The sequence below is a fragment of the Aliirhizobium cellulosilyticum genome, assembly GCF_014198105.1.
In the GTDB taxonomy this organism is placed as follows: Bacteria; Pseudomonadota; Alphaproteobacteria; order Rhizobiales; family Rhizobiaceae; genus Neorhizobium; species Neorhizobium cellulosilyticum.
Genome location: NZ_JACIGW010000003.1, coordinates 21,317 through 42,947 on the forward strand (window position 1 = coordinate 21,317; position 21,631 = coordinate 42,947).

The 21,631-nt window shown below is 60.6% G+C and carries 7 protein-coding genes; all 7 read right to left on the bottom strand.

The genetic code is table 11. The annotated features are described in order from the left end of the window. Positions 1 to 57: 57 nt before the first annotated feature. The 7 genes from GGE33_RS14660 to GGE33_RS14690 all read right to left on the bottom strand — a co-directional run bounded on the left by GGE33_RS14660 (position 58) and on the right by GGE33_RS14690 (position 21,627). Positions 58 to 15,132, bottom strand: coding sequence for a carbohydrate-binding protein (locus GGE33_RS14660; RefSeq protein ID WP_183824227.1), 15,075 nt, complete (start codon positions 15,130 to 15,132; stop codon positions 58 to 60). A 459-nt stretch (positions 15,133 to 15,591) separates the two neighbouring features. Next, positions 15,592 to 16,356, bottom strand: a complete 765-nt coding sequence (locus GGE33_RS14665) for a LuxR C-terminal-related transcriptional regulator (protein ID WP_183824230.1) — start codon at positions 16,354 to 16,356, stop codon at positions 15,592 to 15,594. A 327-nt stretch (positions 16,357 to 16,683) separates the two neighbouring features. Further along, on the bottom strand, positions 16,684 to 17,604 hold the full coding sequence (locus tag GGE33_RS27505; RefSeq protein WP_183824234.1) for an NAD(P)-dependent oxidoreductase: 921 nt from the start codon (positions 17,602 to 17,604) through the stop codon (positions 16,684 to 16,686). 101 nt (positions 17,605 to 17,705) lie between these two features. Continuing rightward, positions 17,706 to 18,752: an ABC transporter substrate-binding protein gene (locus GGE33_RS14675; protein WP_148144769.1), complete on the bottom strand. Its 1,047-nt coding sequence runs from the start codon at positions 18,750 to 18,752 to the stop codon at positions 17,706 to 17,708. Between the two features lie 3 nt (positions 18,753 to 18,755). Next, entirely contained in the window at positions 18,756 to 19,925 is a 1,170-nt protein-coding gene (locus GGE33_RS14680) for an NAD(P)/FAD-dependent oxidoreductase (RefSeq protein WP_183824237.1), read from the bottom strand. Further along, complete coding sequence (locus GGE33_RS14685) at positions 19,922 to 21,328, bottom strand: FAD-dependent oxidoreductase (RefSeq protein ID WP_183824240.1); 1,407 nt, start codon at positions 21,326 to 21,328, stop codon at positions 19,922 to 19,924. Before GGE33_RS14685 ends, GGE33_RS14680 begins: the two co-directional genes overlap by 4 nt. Next, entirely contained in the window at positions 21,325 to 21,627 is a 303-nt protein-coding gene (locus tag GGE33_RS14690; protein WP_183824243.1) for a (2Fe-2S)-binding protein, read from the bottom strand. Before GGE33_RS14690 ends, GGE33_RS14685 begins: the two co-directional genes overlap by 4 nt. Positions 21,628 to 21,631 lie beyond the last annotated feature (4 nt).

Consider the following 21,631-nt stretch of genomic DNA (forward strand, 5'->3'; position numbering starts at 1 on the left):
GGCCATTCCCCCTTGATTGGCGACGGCGCCTTTGACCGGCGCCGTCGCCCGATCCCGTCAGATGACGATGTCGTAGCCTTGCAGGTGGTTCTGTTCCTGCTCGTCGAGCGGCGTCATGCCGAGATCCGCGATCTCCGGGGCGGGCGGCGTGTCGTCGATAGTGGAGGTTTCGCTATCCAGACCGAGGCTCGCTAGCGTCATTGCGGATGCACCTGCCGGTTCCAGCGAGAAGGACGAGAAGTCCTGCGAGCCGCCGTTGAAGGTCAGGCGCACGACCGTCGTGCCGGCATCGAGCGCGACGCTGACGGTTTCGGTGTCCTGGAAGTTCGACCAGGTCCCGGTTCTGGGAGTCGCGACCGTCACCGTGTCGACCGCCGAACCGTTGGTGAAGGTGGCCGTCACGCTGCGGTTCGGACCACCGGTTTCACCCAGCGACATCGACAGGTTGAAGTCATAGGTGCCGGCCTCGGTCACGTTGATCGTGTATTCCAGCCACTCGCCATTGGCGATCCAGCCCACGTCGCCGCCGCCGGTTATCTCGACCGACGAACCTGCGCGGCCGCCATTGGTGCCACCCTGAAGGCCGGCGGCATCATTGTAAGCGACGCCTTGACCGCCATTGTCATACTCGACGCCGTCGATGACGAGCCCCGCATCGCCGAGTGCCGGAGCCACACCACCGAAGGGCTGCTGGCTGGCCGGCGCCGTCAGCGTGAAGGATGCCAGATCCAGCACGTAGCCGTTCGACGCAAGCGGACCGTTGAAGGTCAACCGCAGCGTCTGCACACCTGCACCGAGATTGATCGATATAGGCGCACTCTGGGCAAAGGCGGCGCTGTCGAAATTCGAACCGCCCGCGTGGCCGTCGGCAAGGGTGACCGTGCCGAGCTGGGCCTGGCCATTGAGGGACACGCCGATCGTGGCGCCGGCAACCGGCGTCTTGGCGTTGGCCGAGAAGGTGTAGGTTCCGGCCGTCGGCACGTTGATCGTGTACTCCACCCACTCGCCCGGCTTAACATGGCCAATGTCGAGACCCGCACCGACCAGCTCGACACCGCGCCCCGGCCGGAAGGTCGGGTTGCTCGTCGGATTGTCGAGGCCGGCATTGTCGTTCCAGGAAATCCCCTGGCCGCCATTGTCGAAGTTCGTGGCGTCAACGGTCAGCACCCCGTTGGTGAAGGTCGGGGCAGCTCCCGGATATGGCGTCTGCTGGTTCACCGGTGCCGTCAGCTTGAACGAAGCCAGATCCAGCACGTAGCCGTTCGATGCAAGCGGACCATTGAAGGTAAGCCTGAGCGTCTGCACGCCAGCGCCGAGGTTGATCGAGACCGGCGCACTGTCGGCGAAAGCCGCATTGCCGAAATTCGATCCGCCTGCATGACCGTCGGCCAGCGTGACTGTCCCAAGCTGCGTCTGGCCGTTCAGCGAGACGGAGATGGTGGCGCCGGTCACCGGTGTCTTGGCATTGGCCGAGAAGGTGTAGGTTCCGGCCGTCGGCACATTGATCGTGTACTCCACCCACTCGCCCGGCTTCACATGGCCGATATCGAGGCCCGAGCCGACCAATTCAACATCACGGCCCGGCCGGAAGGTCGGGTTGCTTGTCGGGTTGTCGAGGCCTGTATTGTCGTTCCAGGAAATCCCCTGGCCGCCATTGTCGAAGTTCGTCGCGTCGACAGTCAGCACGCCATTGGTGAAGCTCGGAGCCGTGCCGCCATAGGGCGTCTGCGGTCCGGTCGGCGGCGGCGTGGTCGTGTCAAAGAAGTTGACCGTGCCGTCATTGTCCGCATCGAGCCGCAGCGCATCGTTGATGCCGTCACCATTGGCGTCATTGGCAGCCGTCAGGACATGCGGCTTGACGTTCTTGATGATGAACATGTGGTCGTTGTAGTCGTAATTTCCGGCGCCCGGATAATCCTGGATGGCGATATAGGTACCGGGAATGACGTTGCCATCGGCATCGAGCGCCTCGAAGAAGCGGATCAGGTGACCCTGGTCCTCGCCGACGAGCTGGCCGAAATTCGGATCGATCTTGTTGGCTTCCGGGTCGGTCCACGAAGCGTAGGTCGGACGGCCATCGACCGAGATGAACAGGCCGAAAGGCGTGTTCTGGTTGATAACGCCGCGGGCGACGGATGCACCGGCACCGTTCCCCGTCACCAGTTGGTCCGGCAGAACCGTCTGGCCCTGCTGGTCGTCATTGGCGAAGAGATTGGTGACCGCGCTCGATCCGACCTGGTGATAGCCGAGGCGAGCGACATTGCCCTGCTGCAGGAAGGCCGCCATCTGGATGACCTCGACGCCCTTGGACGGGTCGAGCTTTTGCAGATAGGGCATCAGCACTTCGTCGCCGATCGTTTCCACCTTGCCGCCATTGGCAAGCTGGCCCTGCGCGATATCGGTCGAGTAACCGAATGCCTCGACGATCTGGGCGACAGTCGGCTCGGAGTTGTTTTCGGAAAACTCCTGCGCCAGGCCGGCGAGCTGGATGACCTGCGCTCCATCGTAATCGTTGGAGTTGATCGTCAGCGTCGCCTTGTAGATATCCGCACCGGCAGTATTGCCAGCATGGGTGCCCTTGAAACGGACGGTCACCTGAACGGAGGCACCGGCGGCAACGCTCGTCGGAACCGTGCCGACAAACTCGAAGGCCGAAGTGTCCGACAGGACAAGGCTCGTCAGTGTCAGCGCGGTAAAGCCGTCATTGGTGATGGTGAACGTCGCTTCGTTACGGAAGGTCTGCGCGGCATTCACCGGCTGGTCGATATTGGTGAAGACCAGACGGTCGTCTGCCGCCGCATCGTCGAGACCGGCGATGACCATATCTGCGCCGAAGCCGACCGGCTGGACGCCCTCGATGACGAAGAGGTTGTCGTTATAGTCGTAGTTGATGCCGGTATAGTCCATGATGCCGAGATAGACATTCGGGATCACGTTGCCATTGGCGTCGAGCGCCTGGAACATCTTCACGGTATGTCCCTGCTGGGCGCCAGGAACGATGACCCCACCTGTCGGGTTGAGCCGCGGGTCGGTCGAAAGGCCGGCCACGGTTATCCCGAAGATTTCGTTGCCCGCCCAGCCGTCAGGTATATCGTTGTTGGTGAAGTTGCGGGTGGCAAAGGTGTTGTCATTGCCGGCATTGGGCAGAAGCCGCTGGTTGTCGTTGCCTTCGTGGTTCCAGAAGGTCGTGCCCTGCCCTTTGTTACCAGGATTGTGGATGCCGATCGTCGCACCGCCGGGGCCGTGGAAAGCTGCGATCTGGGTGATCTTCGCGGTTGTCACGCCATCGGCGAGCTTCCAGTAGGGCGACAGCACTTCCGTCTCATCGGTCTTGGCAAAGACGTCGTCGGTAGAGAGAACCGAGTTCTCGCCACCGCCCTGCAGCCTCAACCCCTCGATGACATTACCGAAGCCGAAGATCTTCCAGATCTCGTTGACATTGGGTTCCTGGCCACCCTCGTCGCGTGCCTGCCAGAAACCGGCAAGTTTTATGTTTGCGACAGGGCTGTCCTGATCATTGGTGATGAGTTTCAACTGGCCTTCAAAGACGGTCGAGGTCGCATCGACATTGGTGGTCGGCGGCGTATAGGCCGCACGATTGAAGACGACCATCACATCAAGGAAGGAGCCGGGCGCGATCGTGGCGCCGTTGAGCGCATTCGGATTCTGCAACACGAACGGGCCGGTGAGCTGGTAGTCGCTGATGGTCAGCGGCTCGGTGCCGGTATTGCTCAACCGCACCGTACCGGTATCCTTGAAGTCGCGCGGCGCGCCGGGTTCCACGGCATCCGGGTCCTCGATATAGGAGAAATGCAGCCGGTCGTCGAAATAGGCGGCATCGAGGCTCTGGACCGCGATATCGGCATTCGGATTGCCCGGCGCCGGCTGGATATCGAGATAGTCGAGACCGTTGGCACCCGGTGCGTTTGAGACGATCCGGAGCTGGTAGTTCTCACCGGCTTCAAGCACCAGATAGACGGACTCCTCCCCTGCGGTGCCCGCCCCCGGGAAAGCGCTGATATCCACTTCGACGCCGTTGAGGAACCACTTTAGCGACTGGCCGTTGGCGGCGTTCGCATTGGCGGCGACATCCAGCTTGTAGGTGCCATCCGCATCGACGGTGAAGTAGAAGTCGACGGTGCTGCCGTTGACGGTATGCGCCGAGCCATCGGTCGCCTCAAGCTCTATGCGGCCGGAGCCGTCGATCTCGGCGTAATCCGGTTCGAAGATGGCGACCGCATCCTTGGTGACCCGGATGTAGTCGATGTTCGGACCGACACCGCCCGGCGCTTTCAGGGTAATAACGGTTGTGCCGGCAGACAGGTCGAGTGTGACCGACTGCGGCCCCCAGACGGTTTCCCCGGCATTCGAGTTGGCGGCAAAAGGTAGCGTCTGGACCGCGACACCATTCACGAGAATAGTCATCGGGCGCGCGGCCTTGCCCGCACCAAGCGCATAGAGGATATCGAGGCCGTAGCTGCCGCTGGTGCCTGTCGAGATCGTCCAGCTGACCGACTGGTCGGCTGTCCCGACATAATCGACAAAGGCGCCGCCGGACTGGTTGCGGTTTTCCGTGATGATTGCCGCACCGCCGAGATCTGCCTTTTCCGCCTCGTATTTGACATAGGTCGTGCCGTCGACGACCATCTCGCCGTCGTTTGGAACGGCATTGCTCTCGCTCGCCACCAACACTTCCAGCTGGTCGATATTCGGGCCGGTATTGGAGACGGAGCGCAGGGTCACCGTATTGGCACCTGCCGTCAGAACGACCGGAATTTCGACCGTCCGCCATTGGTTCCAGGGGTCGGAACCATCGGTTACCGTGATCGGCGCAAAAGACTGGACCTTGATGATCGTGCCGTTGATTTCAAGCTGCAATGGCCGGTCCGTCGTGCCGCCATTGGCATAACGGAAGCGCAGGATGGCATTGCCGGCCTGGTCCGACGGAACCGAGAAGTTGAAGCTGATGAAATCGGCATTGGTGGAACCGAAATCGGCATAACCGCCCGGAATTCCATCATTGCTGTTGGTATTCCCATCCGTGCCGTAAGCGCCCGGACGCAGGCCGTTCACCGTGCCGGCGACAGTGCCTGGTTCGATATTCGACGCATCGCGGATCTGGATCTGCGGTGCCGTACCCGTCGGCACGACGACGGAGGTGCCGTCATTCGGCGTCCTGTCTTCGGCCTGAATGGTGGTGAGAAGCACGAAGTCTTCGCCGGAAGGCTCCTCGCCCGGCACGAAGTTCAAGGTCACCGTCTTGCTGTTGAGCGCGTCGTCCGTGACTTCAAGGCTGGCAGTCACCGGCCCCGAGGTTGTTCCGAGATCGATGGTGAACTGCTTCTGCGCATTGACGGTAATAGTCTGCTTCGGCCCGCCATCGAAGGAAATGCGGATCGCCGTGATATCGTCGTCTAGACCATCGATGCGGAAGATCGCGGCTTCAGGATCGGTAACGTCGACGGCGACGAGGGCGAGATTGTTGCCCTCGTCGGCCGTCAGATCCTGCGTAACGCCACCGGGCGCCGGGGTAAGCAGGATCAGCTGGCTCGCACCCGTGCTGCGGTTCAGCGTCATCAGGTAGAGCTGGCCGGTCACGGGGTTTTCGATGATGTCGAGCGGATCGATATAATCGTCGATGACCGAACCGTCGGGACGACGCAGCACGTCGTCGTCGATGATATTGCCCTGGGCATCGACACGGATGTAGCGGACGTTATCGCCAGTCGAGAACTGGGCGAAGAGGACCGCGCCCTTGAGGTTGGAACCGAAGGCTCCACCGGTATATTCAATCGCGCCGTTCGGCGACTGGTTGTAGCCGAGATTGTAGACGCCATCGAGATCGTAGTCCGGATCGGGCTGGACGCCGGTCTGATATCCATCCGTGCTGCTATTGCCGTCATTGCCGCCGACAACCTCGTTCGGATCTCGGCCACCCGTCGGGTTGCCACCATTGAGGATGTATTGATCGCGCAGCACGTTGGGATGGCCGTAATAACCGCCCTCGTCGATGGTGAAGAAGTAGTCGTACTGTTTTGGCGAGTTGGCGATCGTCGTATCGAGGCCCGGCTGCGTCGGATCGGTCGGCGTCTTGCCGCCCGAGGCGGTACCGTTGGTCGGTACGTAGAGATTACCGTTCGAATGCCAGACAAGGTCGTAGGCATTACGCACACCGGTGGCATAGATGCTCAGCACGGCATCCGGAGCGAACGGATTGTAGAATGTCGAATGAGTGCCGTTCGCATTGAAGCTCGCAGCCGGCGACTGATAGCTCGGGTTTCCGGCGACACTGGGCTCGGTCTGTACGTTGAACCCGCCGGCCGGCGCATTGCGGGTCGGATCGATTTCCAGGATCGCGGCATTGAGCAGGCGTTCTGGACGGTTCCCCCACGCGCCGTCGGCAGCGCCAGCCGCGGAGTTGGATCCCTGGCTGAGATAGAGCAGGTGTTCCGGCTCGCCATTCGTCGCGGTGTAATCGGGGTTGCGACGGAATTCCAGGCTATTGGTCAGGTGGTCACCGCCGGATCGCGGCAGGCCAGTGATATAGGTCTCCGCGGTCGAATTTTCGAAGACTTCGCTGAGCGTGACCTTGCTAACCCGACCGGAAAATTCCGGTGTGTCGAAAGCCTTGGATTCACGCGGGATCGGTGCGTTGTCGGAAATCCAGATCGTGTTCGAATCTTCGGGATCGAAGACGAATCCGACAATGCCGCGACGTTCGCCGCCCGGCGCTTCCAGATAGCTGAGTGACAGCGTTTCCTGCGAGGCCTTGTCGATCGTGCCGTTGGCGTTGACATCCCAGCGATGAATTTCACCGGTGATCGTGGCGACATAGAGCTTACCGTCCGGACCGAACTCGATTGTCGTATAACCGAAGGCGCCATCGGCAAAGCCGTTGAGAATGACGTCGGTCGAGAAGGCGACCTCGCGCGGCACGTCTTCCGGCGCAGTCCCCGTGACGAAGGTCGTCGTCAGGTCCTGGAACTGGCGAAGCGGCCCATTCGGATCGGTGATCGATCCGAGGTCCATCACGTCCTGAACCTTCAGCGTATAGCTGGTATTCTCCTTCAGATCCTGAAGCGGGCGGATGTTGAGCGTATCTGCCCCACCACTGATCTGGATCGCAACCGGCACTTCGATGCCGGTGAGTGTCTCGATCAGCTTGATATTGTCGGTATGGGTGATGTTCGGCCCGCGATTGCCTTCTGCCTGCAGGTTGATGCCGACGACGAAGGTCGAGGTCGGGTCGATGCCGGTCGGCAATTCGCCATCCGGACCGATCGCGATCGAGACCTGGCCGTCTTCCAGCGAGGCAGCGACAGGGGCTACGAAGTAGGAGAAATCCTTGTCGGCGCTTCGGCCATCGCCGGGTGTGAGGTCGGGGATGCGCTCGACTTCGAGATACTGGATTTCGGTGTTGACGCCGCCGATGGAGTCCATCGTCAGCCTGCCGTCCGTTACCGTCACCACAGCTGTGACCAGCGTCGAGCGGAAACCGCCGCCGTTCTGGCTGCCGTTGATCGGGTTTGCCGGCGTCCACTCAGGCATGACATTCACGCCTTCGAGGTTGATGATGTAGTTGGAATCGAAGGCTCCTGCCGTATCGCCGACCGACATCGTCACCTGATAGGTGCCGTTTTCGAGTGCCATTTCCCAGGCACGCGCACCGGCGGCTCCGGCACCCGGATATTCGAAATGGGCGTAGGTCTTCTGCAGGCTGGACGCGCCGGAAACGGTGTCCTTGTACCAATGGGCATTTGCCGGTTGGGCGGATGCGATCGTGCCGTTGGCGGTTCCGTCGGCAACGCTTGCCTCGGTTACCCAGCCATAGGAGAAGCCGTTTCCGCGGTTGCCATATGCGGCACCGGTATCGGCAAGATAACCCGTCGGGGTCTGGTATCCTGTCGGCAGGCCCTGCGTCGTCTGGCCCGGAGCCGGTTCAAAGTTGATCTTCACCACCGGCTCGAAGCGGATGAGATCGCGGGTTTCCCCCGGCCCCTCGTCCCCCTCGCGGCTGATCGTGACATTGTCGATATTCGGGCCATTGGTGGTCGTGTTGGCAATCGAAATGGCGTTGACGCCGGCGTCAAGCTCGATGTCGTAGGTAACCTCCACCCAGTTCGCCCAGCCCTGGTCACCGGTGCCACCGGTCGGGATGGTCGAATTCATCGATATGGTCTGGTTCTCGCCGTTGATCGACAGCACCATCGGGCGATCCGTCGTGCCACCATTGGCATAGCGGATCGTCAGCTGGTAGGTGCCCGCCTGATCGACGGTTACGTTGAAGCCGGCCTTGTCGCCAACCTCACCGCCCATATCGAGATAACCGCTGCCCTCATAGCCGGGACGCAGGCCGTTGCTGTCATAGGTCAGGCCGGGGCCGCTATTGCCGGCATTCGCTCCGCCCTCCTTGTTGGCGGGGGTGCGATAGACCGTATCGGCCGGTGTCAGGGCATTCGCCTCGATATCCGTGATCGTGAACGTCTCGCCTTCGATCGTGACCGAGAAAGGCTGCGTCGGGTTCTGCGGGCCCTCACCATCGAGATATTCGAAAGTAGCCTGATCGATATTCGGGCCACCGACCGCACCCGCCGGAATTTCGAGGCGAATGCTGTTTGCCCCCGCCGTCAATGTCACTTCGACGCTCTTTTCGATCCAGGAAGTCCAGCCCGTGGCACTGGCGCCAGTGCCTGTGATCGGACCGGGGATGAAGGACACCGAGCCTTCGCTCTCGCCGTTGACCGCTATGAGAAGCGGACGATCCGTCGTCGCCCCGTTCGCGTAACGGAACGTGACGAGGTATGTGCCCGCGGCCGGCGCGTTGACGTTGAAGGTGATCGCATCACCCGGATTCGAGCCGAAGTCGATGTATGCGCCGTCAGTCGCGCCGGGACGATAATTGCCCGTTGCATCGGGGCGGGTCGCATTGACCTCGCGGGTCAAAGACGTGTCGCTGTCACCGGTCCCCGTATCATTGACGGTGACCTTGGTTTCGTCTTCCGCCTGGATGGTGAACGGGGCGACGACAACCGGACCGGCAATCGTGATGTTCATCTGCGACTGCGCAACGTTACCCGCAGCATCGGTCACATAGGCAATCGCCGTGTAATTGCCCGACGCGAGCGCCGAACCGTCGACCGCATAGTCGCCGTCAGCGTCCGGATTGACGGTGACACGCGTCGCACCGCCATCGAAGCTCATCTCCACCTTGACGATATCGTCGTCGATACCGGCGAGGTTGAAGTTGATGGAATCGGCGCCGGCGCCGCTCAAGGGGCCCTGCGGGCCGGTGAGGAACAACGGAATCTCGTCCGCATCAGCCGATGTATCGCCGGTCGAGGGCACATTGCCGGTAATCTCGATGGAATCGAGATTCGGGCCGGTCGTGGCACCCGGCGGGATGGCGAGCGAGAAGGTATTGGTTCCCGCCTGCAGCGTCACCGTAACCGTCTGGAACGACCAGTTGTTGAAGCCTTCCGCCGGGCCGGACGTGCTGGTTCCGGTGGCGACGAAGGGCAGAGATTGCGCCGTGCCGCCATTCACGACGAGATTGAGCGGGCGGGCGCTGTTGCTGGCATAACGGATGCTGAACGTGTAGGTGCCGGCTGCCGGCACATCGACACTGTAGTTCAGGCGATCGCCCGCCGTGTCGCCGTAATCGACATAGCCGGTTCCGGAGAAGCCTGGACGCAGGCCATTGACGAGGCCCACGGTACCGGGGGATTCCTGGTTGCTTGGGTCGCGGATGGTCGTGATTGTCGTGTTCGAACCATTGTCCAGCAGCGTGATCGAGCCGGCTTCCGCCTGGATCGTGGTCGAGAACGGCACCAGGATCACCGGTTCGCCTACCGTGACGGAGAAGGTCACCGGTGCACTCGAAAGCTCACCATCGCTGGCGGCAACCGAAATGGCATAGGTACCGGCGGCCACATTGGTCGCGACGGTCAGCACGCCACCGGCAACGCTGATACCCGTCGGCAGCGCAGAGCCGTTGGCAAGCGTTGCGACATAGCTGACACTGTCGCCCGCATCCGGATCGGTAGCGCCGAGTGCCGTTGCAAGGTTGATCGTTGTCCCCTCGCCGGCATCCAGCACGACATCGGCGATATCGGCTCCCACTACGAGTTTCGGGGCTTCGTTGACATCACCAACGTTGATCGTCAGGTTCGTGGTGGTCGAAAGACCCTGCGTGTCGGTTGCCTTGACCGAGACGGTCACGGTCTCCTGCGCCTCGTGATCGAGGCTCACGCCATCGGCGAGACGGATCGTATTGCCTTGAATGGTGAACCGCGTGTCGGTTGTCGTGTAGACGATCGACGCACTGTTGCCATCCGGATCCGTGGCGGAAAGCGTGCCGATGACGCCCGCAATGACATTCTCGTTGATCGTGCCGCCGGTCAGTATCACCGCACTCGGAGCCTGTTGTACCGGTCCTGCGGTCGGAGTGAAAGTGAGCTTGTCGATGCGCAGATGCTCGCCGCTGTCGGACTGGCCGGAAAGCTGCGCGATGGTTGCGCCATCTATGAAGACCGGACTGGTGAAGGTGATGGTCTTCAGGTTACCGGCCTGCGCGGCGTTACCACGCGTTGCCGATGGATTGTCGAACGTGCCGTTGTTGTCGAAGCTCAGATTGGTGGCCAGAACCGTGTCGCCAATCTTCAGCGAGAAGGTGGCGCTGCCGTCTGTCTCGTCGAAGACGCTGATGGTCACGGTGTACCAGCCTTCGGTCACGCCATTCTGCGATAGAACAGTGGTGACATTGGCAGACTGGTTGGCATTGGCGCGGATCAGCTGGCCGCCGGAAGCGGCGGGGGCAGCTGAGAGATAGAAGCCGGTCGCCGAGCCCAGACCGGTAAAGGCCTCCGCTTCGACCAAGAAGCTAGCCTCGCCGACCGCTTCGCCGCCGATCAGGAACGGAACCTGGATTTCCGCCCGAAGACCGGAAGGGTCGGTCGCGACAACCGTAAAGAATCCTTCGCCCGGTTGCGTCGGTGTGCCGACAATGACGCCCTCAGCATTCAGGCTGAGGCCGGGCGGAAGGTCTTCGACGGAGAAGGTTAGCTGATCGCCGTCGACGTCGGAAAACGCATCGCTGAAGGACGAGATGTCGACGGAAACGTCGTCTCCCGTCATCGCCTCCATCGGCTCGAACTGGATCGACGTGTCGGCGAGCGGGGCATCATTGACGTCGGCAACAGTCAGGACGAAATCGCTGCTGGTCGAACCACCACGGCCGTCTGTCGCGACAACGGTAACCGTATAGCTTCCCGGCAGAGCCGCGATCGGGCCTGAGAGAACCCCGTCCTCGAAGACGAGGCCGGCAAAACCCTGAGCAGAAGTACCCTGAGCAGTCTTAACGTCCAGCGTATAGGTCAGCGTATCGCCATCCGCATCGACGAAGGGAAGGTCGACTTCGAGCAAACCGCGCTCGTTGATGCTCATGTCGGCAAAACCACCGCCGACAATGCCGGGAACGGTATTTTCCGGTTCGATCTCGGCAAGCTGCACGTTGGAGAAGCTGACCGAGCCGAGACCGTTGCTGGCCTGGTCATCATCGGCGATGAAGACCAGTGAACTGATCGTCTTGCCGGCATGGGCCGAAAGATTAATGGTGACGGTCATCACCTGACCGGGCGTTCCGGCCGAGCCGTTGCGCAGGTCGATGAAGGAAGACTGGTTGTGATTGCCAGCGATCTGGTAGATCGACTTGTCGCTAGCCTCGAAAGGCAGTTCGTCGTCATCGAAACCGATGGCGATGATTTCCGACAGTGAGCTCCCGATTGTGACCTTCAAGATCAACTGGGTATTTTCGGTGATCGTATAGCTTTCGCCAAGAGAAGCGCGTTTCCAGAAATTACCGTTGAGGGTGAGCGTGTTGCCGCCATCGGCAATGACACCGCCGGGACCGCTGTCCTGCGCGCTGTAGGGCGTCAGGCCGGCCTGGTTGAAGACGAGTGACTGCAGATCAGCCGGTTCGACCGGAACTTCCGGAACGTCTGTCACGCCGAATGTAAAGGCCTGCGTTGTCGTGAACTGGCCATCGGTGGCGCTGACGACGATCTGGACAGACGGTTCTGCGACAAAGTCGAAGCTGGCGCCCGGTGCGACGATCAGCTGGCCGCCATTGATCAAGAAACGTGCGTCGCTGACCGCATAGGACAGCACGTCGCCATCCGGGTCGGAGCCGCCGACCGTGCCCAGCACAGTGCCCTGTGCCACGTCTTCCTCAAATGTGTTTGCGCCCGTAAACGAAATGCTTGTCGGCGCTTCGTTGATATCGGCGATCGTGACAGTGATGGCCTGCGCCGTATTGGTCTGTCCGTCGCTGACGGTCACGGTCGCGGAATAGACACCATCGCCATCCGCATCGTTCGGGTTTTCGAAATCGGGCGCTGCGATCAGCGACAGATTACCGTTGGCATCGATGGTGAATTTGTCCGCATCGGCACCGGAGAGCGCATATTGCAGCAGGTCTCCATCGTCGTCGGAGGCGCTGATCTGGCCGACAGCAAGGCTGTTCTCGCTGATGACAAAGCCCGGATCGCTGGAGATTTCCGGCGCCGTATTGGTGGGATCGACAGGGTCGACTGGCTCGGCAGCAACGGTGATGCTGACCGTGATCGGGGTCGAACTGAGCGTACCGTCAGAACCGACAATCTCCACCGAATAAGAGCCCGGATCGACACTTGCAGCAATCGCGAGCTTGCCCGCAACGATCGAAAAGCCGTCCGGCAGGTCTTCGGCATTGGCGATGACGAGCGAGACATCGTCGCCATCCACATCGTCGGTCGTCAATGGAAGCTCGATGACATGCGCACTGCCTGCGACCACGTTCTGCGGGGCGACGCTGCCAAACAGCAGCGGTGTATCATTCACCCAAGCAACCGTGACGGTAACGGTGGACGTATCGCTCAGGCCGTCCTGATCGGTCACCGTGTAGCTGATCGATGCCGAGCCATTAAAGTCGGCAGCCGGTGTGAAGGTGATGACGGTGCCAAGAACCGAGACGGTGCCTTGTTCTGCCGGCACCGTTGCGATGATGGTGAGCGTATCATCTTCGGCGTCGGAAATCAGTTCCGCAACGTCGATCGTGATCGACGTGTCCTCGACGCCTTCAACCGTCAGGTCGAGCGCAATCGGAGCGGTATTTTCGACCGGCGTCGGATCGGCTTCCAAAAGCTTGATGACGAACTTGTCGATATTGGGACCGGTCGTGACGCCAGCGCCGCTGAGGATCAGTGTGTTGGAGCCGGCCTCAAGATGCACCGTGACGGTTTCGACTGACCAGCCTTCCCAGCCTTGACCAATACCGGTGGCACCGGCCGGCGCTGTCTGGACATTGGTGGGAAGGTCACTCGGGCGCGCCCTCACCGCATTGGCCTGAGTGGAGGCGAAGTTGAGCGTGTGTAGCGGATCGCCTGCGACCGCGTCGCTATAAAGCTTCAACGGCCGGTTTGTTGTGCCGCCGTTGGCATAGGTGACCATGAACGAATAGGTGCCGGAAACGGGAACGTCGAATGTCATCGAAACCTGCGCAGCGGCACTCTGCGCCCAATCGAGATAGGATTCGCCTTCGGCGCCAAATCGGAAGATTTCGCTCGCAGGCGTGTTTGACAGATTGATCGGCCGATTTATAGCGCCGTTGGAATTGTTGCCGACCTGGGTCACAAGGCTTTCTGCCTGGATTACGATCATGTTCGGATCGGCATTGCGGATTTCCAGATAGTCGATATTCGGCCCCGAAAAGCCATTCGCCGTCAGGCGGATCGTGTTCTCTCCGGCCTGCAGCAGAACGCGGGTCCCGCTCTCCGAATAGGTGGCGTTGTTTGTCGTGCCATTGAAGTCGAAGACGCGATCCCAAAGCTGGCCATTCACGTCGAGACGCATCGGACGGGTGGTAACGGTCGAGGAAAACGCATAACCGAAACCAATGTCGTAGAAACCCGCCTGGCCAACCGAGAATGTCCATTCGATATACTGGCCGTTGCCGATATTGTTGTTGGTCCCGACGCCGGCAAAATCGACATAGGCGTCGCCATCGGCCGCGTCCGCATTCGGAATATCGGTCGCGCCGGCAGTGTCCTTATGAACGACATTCGGATTGGTGGTCACGTTGCCACCGGAATTGCCGAGCGTGGCGACTTCAGCCTGAATGCGTAAGGGCATGGCGGTTACGACCGGCGGCTCAATCACCGGTTCGACTGGTGGCTCCACCGACGGCTCGACCACTTCCTCAACCACGTTCTCCGAAGGTTCGTCTGCGACCAGAGCCGGGCTGTCTACCGAAGGCTCGACCGTGACCAGCGCAGCTACGGAGCGGTTAACCGCCTGTCCTCCGATCTCGATCGGCGCAACATACGAAACGGGACCGCCCTCGCGGCCGGAAGACGAGATATCACCGGCGCCGATAAAGCGGAAATCGCGCCCGCTCGTTTCCGGTATTGCAGCGGAAGCCAAATCAGCTGGCGCAGCTTGCGGTACGGTGCCGGTCGTCAGGTTCGCCTTGCCATCCGGTGTTGCAGACGCCTCTTCCTGGGTTTCGTTCGATGCATTGGCGGTGGGAGACAAAGGTGTCGCTGCAAGACTTGCAACCTCTTCGGCCCGCGGAGCAGGCGGCGTCTCGTCCGGGGCAGCACCAGCCCTCGGCTTTTCCTCCGTCGCGTGCTGGACACTGGGGCTCAGCGCCAGCGCAACCGCACCGACGGCGGCAATGTTCAACCCGGCAAGGGCTGCCGATGTCAGGAGCGAACGGCCGGACTTGCCGCCACTGGCAGGGCCCAGGTTGCTGACGCTGGCAATTTCCGCACCGGCATTGTTGAGCGACGAGAAGGTCAGGACATGCATGCCCTCTGCAAGATCGATATGAAGGACCCTATTGGAGAAGGTCGTCCAAGAGCCGGTCGGCTCAAACTCGATGACTTCCGGCACCTGGCCACCGACGGACAATGTCGATCGAAGAGGTTCGTTACGACCGTTGGAAAAGGCGATCAGGATTTCCTGCAGGCCACCGACTGACACGTCGAGAAGAAAGCCCTTGGCCCCGGCTGCCTCGCCGACAGTTACCCCCAGCGGGGATGTCAGCTCAGCAACGGAAGTCACGATGATTTTGCCGGATTTGCTTTCGTTATCCATGATCGCCCCTAAAAGGAAGAGCGCTGATATCGCGCTCGAAGTGCTCCGACAGCCCGTGATTGTCCGGGCTTGTCCCCACCCCGCAGTGTGCTTGAGGCGATTGCGATCACAAACATCCCAAAAGGCCGAAGCGCTTGGTCAATTGAGGTAAACGAATGATTAACGACTAAACAAAACGCGCAGCCCCTACCCGAAACGCCAATTTCTGAATGAAACCGGGCAAAGCCCCACTGGCAGTCGCAGCGGGGCAAAAGAGAGCATCTATTGAGCTGAAGCGGCAGGCTCGCCAAGGATGGGGCTATCTGGAGACCTTTGAGACGCCGCAAGCGCGGAACCGAAGCCGACGGCAATAGCAAGATCCTGTTCACGTCTTGAATTCGAACAACCATAATTCAAACGGGATAAGACAGATGGGATGGTTGTCCCGCAATCGCGCCGAGCGGCGCGGGAAACGCATGCTCAGGCGATAATCGATGCCTGGAGTAGGAGCGTTTGGGTGAATTCGGGCATGAATGTTCGTAGATTGACGGCAACAAAGCCGCAAATAGCCGACATTACGGTTGTTGCCGGCCGGAAGAGATCCGAGCCAACCTGAATGCCCTTGTGACCCACGGCATAAAGCGCCGCTTGGGTGCGATTCTGCATTCCGAGCTTTTTCAGGATGGCCCGAACATGGACGCGAACGGTGCTTTCTGTGATATCCAGTTTTCGGCCGATAACCTTGTTGCTAGCACCCTTCGAAATCAGTCCGAGCACAGCATGTTCGCGATCTGTAAAAGAGCATCCCTCAAGGGCCCGGGCATTCATGTCGTCGGCGACGCCGGAATGTCCCAAGCCCGCAACGGCAACCGTCGGCAATAGCGTGATCCCATGACGAACGATGCGCGCAGCAAGCGCTATTTCCTGCAGCGAGGCACCATCAGGCAGCAACGCTCCCACTTTGCCGATGATTGATCGATACTCGTCGACACTTTGGTTTGCCCGCATCAAGACGATAATGTGCGATGTGTCGACGGCGTCGTTGTCACGATTGAGTTGCGCAACCAGTTCTTTCGGATTGACCGCGTCGATGATGACGACAGTGTCGTCCCAGTCGATTACCAGGTCCGCCACGCTTGAGAAGGAAGGAGAGTGTGAGACATGCGCAAACTCAGTTCTTATGGCTTGTGCCATGGCACAAGCAACGATCGTGCTGTCACTCACAAGAAATACTGAAACACGCATATTCCTTCTCCCCTGCAAAACTAATAAAGGAAATAAAAAAATAATCTACACTTTAATTCCCAGGAGTCGAAAAAGGTTATTTTGAAAAAGCGATGGGAATTTATACTTCACCGATTAGTCAATCATTGACAGCAAAATAATCATGAACAGATGGCGTAAATGCCTTACTCTCTAATGAGCTGCTTATGGTAACAAGCATCAATCAGCAGGCATCACTTTCGATACCTCGACATAGAAGTTCGGCCTCTGTAAAATTATCTGTCGATACGGGCCGCTTGGGTTCCGCTCTGCTCTTAGGAGACCCCTGCCCGTATTCGTTGAGAGGGGCTAGTAACCGGCGGTTCGATCAACTTGACCCTCCGGAATCTCGCAATGCTTGATAGCTTCGATCGCGCGCAGAACATGCGCCGTACCGGCGGCGGGATCGACCCAACTGGCAATGTGCGGCGTCACAGTAACCCTCTCTTCGCCCCAAAAAGGGTGGTCTGCAGCCAATGGCTCCTTGCAGAATACGTCGAGCATGGCGCCACAGATCTGGCCGCTGCGCAACGCTCTCAGCAGGTCCTCCTCGACCAACTGTTCTCCACGCCCGGCATTTATGACGTAGGCACCTTGCCTCAACGCTGCGAATGTTTCTCGATTGAGGATGCCGATCGTTTCTTCGGTATGCGGAAGAAGGCTGATCAGGATATCGGTCTCAGCCAGGAAGGACTTAAGACCACCCGCTCCGCCAAAAACGTCTAAACCTTCAACCGGCCGCCCGCTTCGGTTCCAGCCGCGAACCCTGTATCCCATCGCCGCCAGCGCCCGGGCGCTAGCCTTGCCGAGACCGCCCATGCCCATGATGCCGATCTGCGGATTTGAGAGATCGAGTTTCTGCCAGATCTTTGCAGCCTGGTTCGCACGCATCTCATCGATGCGGCGATGATGGTTGAGCACCGCCATGACGACGTATTGCACCATGCCATCTGTGATCGATTTGTCGACCATGCGTACGATCGGCAAATGTAGCGGGATCGTGTCGTCGCTCAGGAGATGATCGACGCCCGCCCCCAGCGAGAACACCGCCTTGAGATTGGGGTAACGCGCAATCTCCCCGGCGCCCGGTGCCCAACAGAGCACGTAGTCAACCTCTTCCAGCGGCCCCGTTTCGGGCCAGGCATGGACGACAAGATCGGGTGCTTGACTGGCGAATGCCTGCTGCCAGGGAGCCGTCGGGGCGTTTTTTCTGATGATGACGAGGCTCACGCGGCACTCCACAAGCGCATCCAAAAAGACGCCGGAAAGCGCCATCGGGATGTAAAGCTCCCGCAAAGCTTTCCGGCGACATGAAGGTCAGGACGAACGGCTCATTGTTCGATCATCTTGTTCCAGCGGCTGTTCCATTCGGCGCGCTTGGCATTGATCGCATCCCAATCAAGAACGACGGCAGTCTTCATGTAGGTCTGGAATGCATCAAGCTTCACCTTGCCTTCCGGCGTCGAGGCAACAGCTTTCGGGTTGGACGGGTAGACATCGCCCGCATCGAGCGCCGCGGACTGCGCATCGGCCGACAGCAGATAGGCTGCAAGCTTCTGCGTCAGTTCCGGCTCGTTGTTCTTGGCGATCGTGCAGGCCGTGTACATCAGCACCACGGAGCCTTCCTTCGGCTGAGCGTATTCGACCGGAATACTCTGGGCCTTGAGTGTGCTGACCGCCGTCGGGGTCAACGGGAAGATGGCCGCTTCGCCTGCTTGGGTCATTTCGGAAATCTTCGCCGAGCTCGGAATATATTCGAGCACGTTCTTGCCGATCGTCTCGCCGAACTTCGTGAAGCCTGGTTCGACATTGGTTTCGTCACCGCCCTGGATGCGGTTGAACATCAGGAAGGCGTGCAGGCCGAAGGACGAGGCGGAGGCCGACTGGAAGACCACCTTGTCGGCAAATTTCGGATCGGCAAAATCCATCCAAGAGGTCGGGGCGGCCCAGCCGTTATCGGCAAACAGCTTGGTGTTATAGGCGATCCCGGTCATGCCCATGTTGACACCGACGGCCATGTCGTCCTTCATCCGGGCTGCCTTGTCAACTTCGGCAAGCTCCGGGCTTTCCTTGAGTTTTTCGCAAAGGCCGAGGCCGATGGCGCGATACATGATGCCATCGTCGAGGAACATCAGGTTCATCTGCGGCGCATCCTTTGCAGCGGTCGCCTTGGCGAGAATATCGCTGGATGTGCCCGGCACGACGACGATCTTCACGTCATTGGCCTTTTCGAAGGCCGGGAAGACAGCCTGGGTGAACGTGCGTTCCAGATTGCCGCCGTTCATCCCGACATAAAGGGTTTTGGTTTCGGCATGGGCCGAACCGGCAACGGTCAGGCATGCGATGCTGGCGGCGAGTGCCGCATGGATGGATTTCATCATTCACGTTCCCCTTGATTGAGGGCTCTGCGGTGGAGCGCCGGCGCCCGAGCCCTTGGCGGCGTCGACGAAGAAGCGAGTGATCGAAAAGGCATCGATCGGTGTGGTCGTCTCACCCGTGGTAATCAGCTCGGCGATGACCTCGCCGACCCCTGGCGCGATCTGAAAACCAGCACCGGAAAAACCGAAGGCATGGATCAGGCCGGATGTGGTGCCGCTTTGACCGATCACCGGGTTCTTGTCCGGCATCGCCCCTTCCGTTCCCGACCAGAACCGGATTGCATGGGCATGTTTCAGCGACGGAAAAAGCCGCGCTGCGCGTTGCATCACTGTCGTGACGCCGACATCCGTCGGGCGGGAAAAATCGGAATTGTCCGCGCGGGCAACTCCCCGCTGGCCGCCGATGATGCAATTGCCGCGCTCCACCTGCCGGGCATAGACCTCGCCGCCCTCTACGCCGGTATTGACGGTCATGAACACTTTCATCGGCTCGGTGACGATCATCGACGGATAGATGCGGCCAAGCGGCACGCCCTCCCCGAAAGTGTCGGCAAACGGCCCCGCCCAAGCGCCGGCGGCATTGACCAGATGCGTAGCGCGGATAGCCGGTACACCCTGCGCCTCGACGAGAAACCCTTCGGCTTCCTTCGAAACGCCAAGCACCGGCGTCTGTTCGTAAATTTCGGCGCCCGCCCGCCTTGCAGCGGCGGCAAAGCCGGCAGACACGAGGCGCGGATTGGCCTGCCCATCATCGGCTGAAAACGAAGCGCCGACCGCGATATCGCGATCGATCCACGGGAAGCGCTCGGCAAGCGCATTGGCGCCAAGCAGTTCAAGCTTCAGGTCGGTCGAGGCGGTGGCCCTGGCATAGGCTTCGAGCGAGGCCATTTCCGGCTCGTTGCGGGCAAGTTTCAGCTGCCCGGTGCGACGAAACTCGCCATCGATGCCGATCAGTTGCCTGAGCTTCGGCCAGATCGCGTGGGCGCGCTGCGCCAGCGGCAACTGTTCGATTGGCCGGCCCTGGCGGCGCACACCGCCATAATTGACACCGCTCGCCTGCGCGCCGCAGAAGCCGCGCTCGAGCAAGGCGACCGACAGGCCCTTCTGCCTCAGGGCCAATGCTGCGGAACAACCGACAAGACCGCCACCAATGATAGCGATATCAACCTTCATTCCGCGGCCTCCCCGTTCATAGTGGGCGCGATCGCGGCATAGGACATGGGCAGCGGCTTCACCGGCGCCTGTCCGCGCAGGCGACCCACGGCAGATATCGGCCGGCCTGTCGAGGCTGCGAGCAGTTCGGCAGCAGCAGAACCGCAGACACGCCCCTGGCAACGGCCCATGCCGACCCGGCTCACCGCCTTCAACCTGTTCATCTCGAAAATGCCGAAATGATCGGTGGCATCGCGAATGGCCGAAACATCGATCTCCTCGCAACGACAGATCATCGTGTCGCCCGGCAGGTCGGCAATCCAGTGCGACGGGAAAGGAAAGGATTGTTCCAGGATGGTGCGGAAGGCCGAGATTCGGCGGAGCTCTTTTTCAAGCACGCCCGCCCGGCCCCGATCGACAGCAAGGCCGCGATCCTCGATCAGCGATAGCGCTGCTCTTTCACCGGACATTTCCGCCGCGTCTGCGCCGGCAATGCCGGATCCGTCTCCGGCAAGGTAGACACCGGGGACGCTGGATCGGCGCGCGGCATCAGTCTGCGGCAGAAAAACGCGATCCCGTTCATTGAAGGCGAAGTGGCAGCCGGCAAGATCGGCAAGCTGCGTTTCCGGTTTCAGCCCAAGCCCGAAACCCGCGCCGTCGCAGGCAAGATGCCGGCGTTTGCCGCGCACTTCGAAGGACACGCCTTCGACCCGGCTCGTTCCTTCGAAGCGAAGCTTGTTGATTCCGTAATGGAAGGCGACGCCCTTCATCATCATCTCGGCAACGAAGCGCGTGCCGCGCAGCACGACGGCGGGAAAGCTCGGCAAGGCCTTCATCATCGCCATCTGCGCAGTAAACGGCGCAGCATCCAGCACCGCCGCCACCGTCACGCCCGCCTTCATATATTGCCAGGCAACGAGATAAAGCAGCGGCCCAGTGCCGGCAAAGACGACGCGCGAACCGATGACGCAGCCCTGCGCCTTCAAGGCGATCTGCGAACCTCCAAGCGAAAACACGCCGGGCAAGGTCCAGCCCGGCACTGGCAGGATGCGGTCCATCGCCCCGGTGGCAAGGATCAGCCCATCATGGGCAACCCGGCGATGCCCGCCATTCGTCGCCACATCGGCAATGCCGTCCGACAGGTTCCAGACCAGCGTGTTGGGCAGGTAATCGAGCTTGCCATGCAGATTGGCGAATTCTCCATGCAGTCGCTCGGCCTTGGGCGCTTCCGAACCATACCGCGCCCTCGCATCGCGGCCATCCGGCACGAGAGGCTGGCGATAGATCTGTCCACCACAGGCCGGCGCTTCGTCGACGACGATCGGCCGAAGCCCGGCTGCAACAAGTGTGGCTGCGGCACGGATACCGGCCGGTCCGGCGCCGACGATGAGAGGTTGGGCACGATCTTTTAAAGCGTCACTCATGCGGCCTCTCCCGCCCCAGTGATCGCTTGGGTGATCACCTGCATGCCTTCCGCGAGCGGGGTGGAACAGGCACGCACCCGCTCACCGCTTGTGAGTGTGACCCAGCAATCCTGGCAGGCCGACATCTGGCAGAAACCGGCCCGCGGTTCATGGCTGAAATCGCTGGGCCTGAGCCGTTCGTCCACGGTGAGGATGGCGCTGAGCAGCGTGTCGCCGTGCCGTCCCTCGCAAGGTTTGCCGTTCAGCGAGAAACTGATCGGAACTTCATTCTGTCGCGCAACGCGATGCAGGAGCGGCATTTTC

Excerpts from the sequence above, each read along its gene's own strand:
- GGE33_RS14680 (WP_183824237.1), bottom strand. The coding sequence starts at position 19,925 with ATGAAGGTTGATATCGCTATCATTGGTGGCGGTCTTGTCGGTTGTTCC.
- GGE33_RS14665 (WP_183824230.1), bottom strand. The coding sequence starts at position 16,356 with ATGCGTGTTTCAGTATTTCTTGTGAGTGACAGCACGATCGTTGCTTGT.
- GGE33_RS14660 (WP_183824227.1), bottom strand. The coding sequence starts at position 15,132 with ATGGATAACGAAAGCAAATCCGGCAAAATCATCGTGACTTCCGTTGCT.
- GGE33_RS14685 (WP_183824240.1), bottom strand. The coding sequence starts at position 21,328 with ATGAGTGACGCTTTAAAAGATCGTGCCCAACCTCTCATCGTCGGCGCC.
- GGE33_RS14690 (WP_183824243.1), bottom strand. The coding sequence starts at position 21,627 with ATGCCGCTCCTGCATCGCGTTGCGCGACAGAATGAAGTTCCGATCAGT.
- GGE33_RS14675 (WP_148144769.1), bottom strand. The coding sequence starts at position 18,752 with ATGAAATCCATCCATGCGGCACTCGCCGCCAGCATCGCATGCCTGACC.